Raw genomic sequence first — 4,362 nt, forward strand, 5'->3', positions numbered from 1 at the left:
CTTCCGTGCGGTCGCGGAGACGCTGACCTTCCAGCGGCCCGAGATCGNGATCGTCTCGAACGTGACCGGTCAGATGGTGTCGGGTGACGAGATCTGCACCCCCGAGTACTGGGTGCGCCATGTGCGTGAGGCGGTTCGTTTCGTCGACGGGATGCGCACCCTCCAGGAGCAGGGCGTGTCCACGTTCCTGGAACTCGGCCCCGACGGAGTGCTCAGCGCCATGGGGCAGGACTGTGTCGAGGACTCGGTGTTCGCTCCGGTGCTGCGCAAGGACCGCGACGAGCCGAAGACGCTGGTCACCGCGCTCGCCGAGCTCTACGTACGCGGGTCGGTGGTCGACTGGGCGGCGTACTTCGCCGGCACCGGCGCCCGCCGGGTCGACCTGCCCACCTACGCCTTCCAGCGTGAGCGCTTCTGGCCCGAAGGCGGGGCGCCTCTCATGGGTGGCAAGGGAGTCCCGGAAGCCTCGTCCCTCGACGCGACTTTCTGGAACGCTGTGGAACAGGAAGATGCTGTAGCGCTGGGGGCCGCCCTGGGATCGGCCGAGCTGGCACCGCTCGAAGCGATGCTGCCCGCGCTGTCGTCCTGGCGCCGGCAGAGCCGCAACCTGTCCACCGTCGATGCCTGGCGCTACCGTGCCACCTGGCAGCCGGTCTCCACGGTTCCGCATGCGGAGCTGACGGGCACCTGGTTGGTGGTCACGCCGGAGAACCATGCGGCGCACCCCCTCACCGACGGGATCAGCGCACACGGTGCCGAGGTCGTACATCTGACGCTCGCCGACACCGTCAGCAGGGAGGAGCTGGCCGGCGAACTCGCCGGCTACCCCGAACTCGCCGGAGTGGTGACACTGCCGGCAGCGGACGAGGAATCCGCCTCCGGAGTGGTGGGAACCGAGGTACTGAGGGCCCTGACCCTTGTCCAGGCCCTGAACGACGCGGGCAGGACGGTTCCGCTGTGGTGCCTGACCCGCGGTGCGGTGTCGGTAGGCAGGGCGGATGGCACCGTCAGCCCCGTGCAGGCGCAGGTCTGGGGGCTGGGTCGGGTGGCCGCGCTCGAACACCCCCAGGTCTGGGGCGGGTTGCTCGACCTGCCCGAGGCACTCGACGAGCGGACGGTAGGACGTGTCTGCGCTGCTCTGGCGGGAATCGACAACGAGGACCAGATCGCGGTCCGTGCATCGGGTGTGTATGTACGACGCCTCGTCCGCACACCCGGTACCGGACGGGGTGCCGCCTGGTCGCCACGCGGAACGGTGCTGATCACCGGAGGGACAGGAGTTCTGGGAGCGCACGTGGCCCGCTGGGCGGCCCGCAACGGTGCCGAGCGGCTGGTGCTCACCAGCCGGCGAGGCATGGACGCCCCGGGCGCGGCGGAGCTCCGGGACGAACTCGTCTCACTCGGAGCGGCCGTCACGGTCGCATCGTGCGACGTCACGGACCGCGCCGCACTCGCCGAACTGTCGGACGGCCTCCGGGCCGCCGGATCACCTGTAAGGGCCGTGCTGCACACGGCCGGAGAAGCCGCGTCGCATCCTCTGGCCGAGCTGGACGCCGCCGGCTTCGCGGCCGTCCTGTCCGCCAAGGTCACCGGGGCGACCAACCTGGACGCGGTGTTCACGGACGACGACGCGGACGAAGAGCTTGACGCGTTCGTCCTCTTCTCCTCGATCGCGGGGGTGTGGGGCAGCGGGGGCCAGGCCGCCTATGCGGCGGCCAACGCTCACCTCGACGCCCTGGCTCTGAGCCGCCGCGCCCGCGGTCGGGCTGCGACCTCGGTCGCCTGGGGACCGTGGGGTGAGGGCGGCATGGCACAGGGGGAGGCCGAAGCTCACCTGCTGCGGCGTGGACTGCCGGCCATGGCTCCCGAGAGAGCTGTCGCGGCTCTGCAGCAGGCACTGTCCGAGGGCGACTCCCTCATCACCGTGGCCGATGTCGACTGGGCGCGCTTCGCCCCGGCGTTCACCGCGCTCCGCCCGAGCCCGCTGCTGGCAGGAATCGCCGAAGCGCGCGAGCTGCAGGAGGCCGCGTCGACACCGTCCGCGGGTGGTACGTCGGTTCTGCGAGACCGGCTGGCGACGGCAACCGGAGGGGAGAGGTCCCGGGCACTGCTGGAACTCGTACGCAAGCAGGCCGCGGTCGTGCTGGCGCACCCGAGTGCCGAGTCGGTCACGGCGGCGAGTACCTTCCGCGAACTGGGCTTCGACTCCCTGACCGCTGTCGAACTCCGCAACGCCCTGGCCAGGGAGACCGGGCTGACGCTCCCCGCCACGATGGTGTTCGACTATCCGACGCCGACAGTCCTGGCCGAGCATCTGCGCACGGAGCTGTTCGGCGGCGAACTGCAGCGGGCCGACGCCTTCACGGCGGTGGGAGCGGCAGAGCACGACGATCCCATCGTGATCGTCGGCATGAGTTGCCGGTTCCCCGGGGGCGTCCGCTCGCCCGAGGAACTGTGGGAGCTTCTCGCCGCAGGCGCCGATGGAGTGTCCGGCTTCCCGGTCAACCGGGGCTGGGACCTGGATTCCCTGTACGACCCGGACCCGGATCACCCCGGTACCTCATACGTGTCGGAGGGCGGATTCCTCCATGATGTGGGGGACTTCGACCCCGGCTTCTTCGGGATCTCGCCCCGTGAGGCCACCGCGATGGACCCGCAGCAGCGCCTGCTGCTCGAAACGTCGTGGGAGGCCTTCGAGCGGGCAGGAATCGACCCCGCCTCCCTGCGCGGAAGCCGCACCGGCGTGTTCACAGGGACCAACGGCCAGGACTACTCGGCGTTGCTGTACATGTCGGCTCAGAACGCCGAGGGCCACATGGGGACCGGGAACGGCGCCAGTGCCGTGTCGGGCCGGCTCTCGTACACCTTCGGGCTCGAAGGTCCGGCGGTGACGGTGGACACGGCGTGCTCGTCGTCGCTGGTCGCGCTGCACCTGGCGGTCCAGGCGTTGCGGGCGGGGGAGTGCTCACTGGCACTGGCGGGCGGCGTCACGGTGATGTCGACGCCCGGTGCGTTCATCGAGTTCTCCCGTCAGCGCGGTCTGGCCGAGGACGGCCGGTGCAAGGCGTTCGCCGACGCGGCGGACGGCACGGGCTGGGGTGAAGGTGTCGGCATGCTGTTGGTGGAGCGACTGTCGGACGCACGGCGCAACGGTCACGAGGTCCTGGCGGTCGTGCGGGGCAGCGCGGTCAACCAGGACGGTGCGTCGAACGGAATGACGGCACCGAACGGGCCGGCACAGCAGCGGGTCATCCGGCAGGCACTCGCCTCGGCGGGTCTCTCCGCGTCCCAGGTGGACGTGGTCGAGGCGCACGGCACGGGCACCAGGCTGGGTGACCCCATCGAGGCGCAGGCGCTCATGGCGACCTACGGACAGGAGCGCGTGGAAGGAAGGCCGCTGCTGCTCGGGTCGGTCAAGTCGAACATCGGTCACACGCAGGCTGCTGCGGGTGTGGCCGGGATCATCAAGATGGTGATGGCGATGCGACAGGGGACGCTGCCGCGCACCCTGCACGTCGACAGCCCGTCCTCACAGGTGGACTGGTCGGCAGGAGCGGTCGAGCTGCTGACCGAGGCGATCACCTGGCCGGAGACGGACGAGCCGCGGCGTGCGGGAGTGTCGTCGTTCGGGATCAGCGGCACCAACGCCCACACGATCATCGAACAGGCACCTCCTGCCGCGGCTACGGCCGGTGGCATCGCCCCGCCGGTTCTGCCGTGGGTGCTCGCGGGCCGGTCGGAACGGGCCCTGGCGGATCAGGCCGGTCTCCTGCGGTCACACCTCCTGCGACGTCCGGAACTCGGTGCGCTCGACGTGGCCTTCTCCCTGGCCACGGGCAGAGCGGCGTTCACACACCGGGCGGTGGTCAGCGGTGCTGACCGTGACGCGCTGCTGCGTGGCGTCACAGCCCTCTCCGAGGGCGGTACCGATCCGCAGGTGACGGTGGGCCAGGAGGTCTCCGGGCAACTCGCGGTGTTGTTCTCGGGTCAGGGTGCGCAGCGGTCGGGTATGGGTCGTGAGTTGTATGAGGCGTATCCGGTGTTCGCGGATGCGTTTGATGCGGTGTGTGCGGAGTTGGACCGTCATCTGGATCGTCCGGTGCGGGGTGTGGTGTTCGAGGGTGGTGAGCTGCTGGATCGGACGCAGTTCACGCAGGCCGGACTGTTCGCTCTTGAAGTGGCGTTGTTCCGTCTGGTGTCGGCTTGGGGTCTGAAGCCCGATTACCTGCTGGGTCATTCGATCGGTGAGTTGTCGGCCGCTCATGTGGCCGGGGTGCTGTCGTTGGAGGACGCGGCGRMGYTGGTGGCGGCGCGGGGTCGTCTGATGCAGGCATTGCCGGCGGGTGGGGCGATGGTTTCGCT

The 4,362-nt window shown here is 70.0% G+C and carries 1 protein-coding gene; it reads left to right on the top strand.

Annotated features, from left to right (window positions below; genetic code table 11):
* On the top strand, positions 1-4,362 hold a 4,362-nt coding region (locus tag B9S57_RS04515), incomplete at both ends, for a type I polyketide synthase (RefSeq protein ID WP_146057709.1).

Origin of the sequence: Streptomyces sp. SM10, from assembly GCF_002910915.1 — a bacterium.
GTDB lineage: Bacteria > Actinomycetota > Actinomycetes > Streptomycetales > Streptomycetaceae > Streptomyces.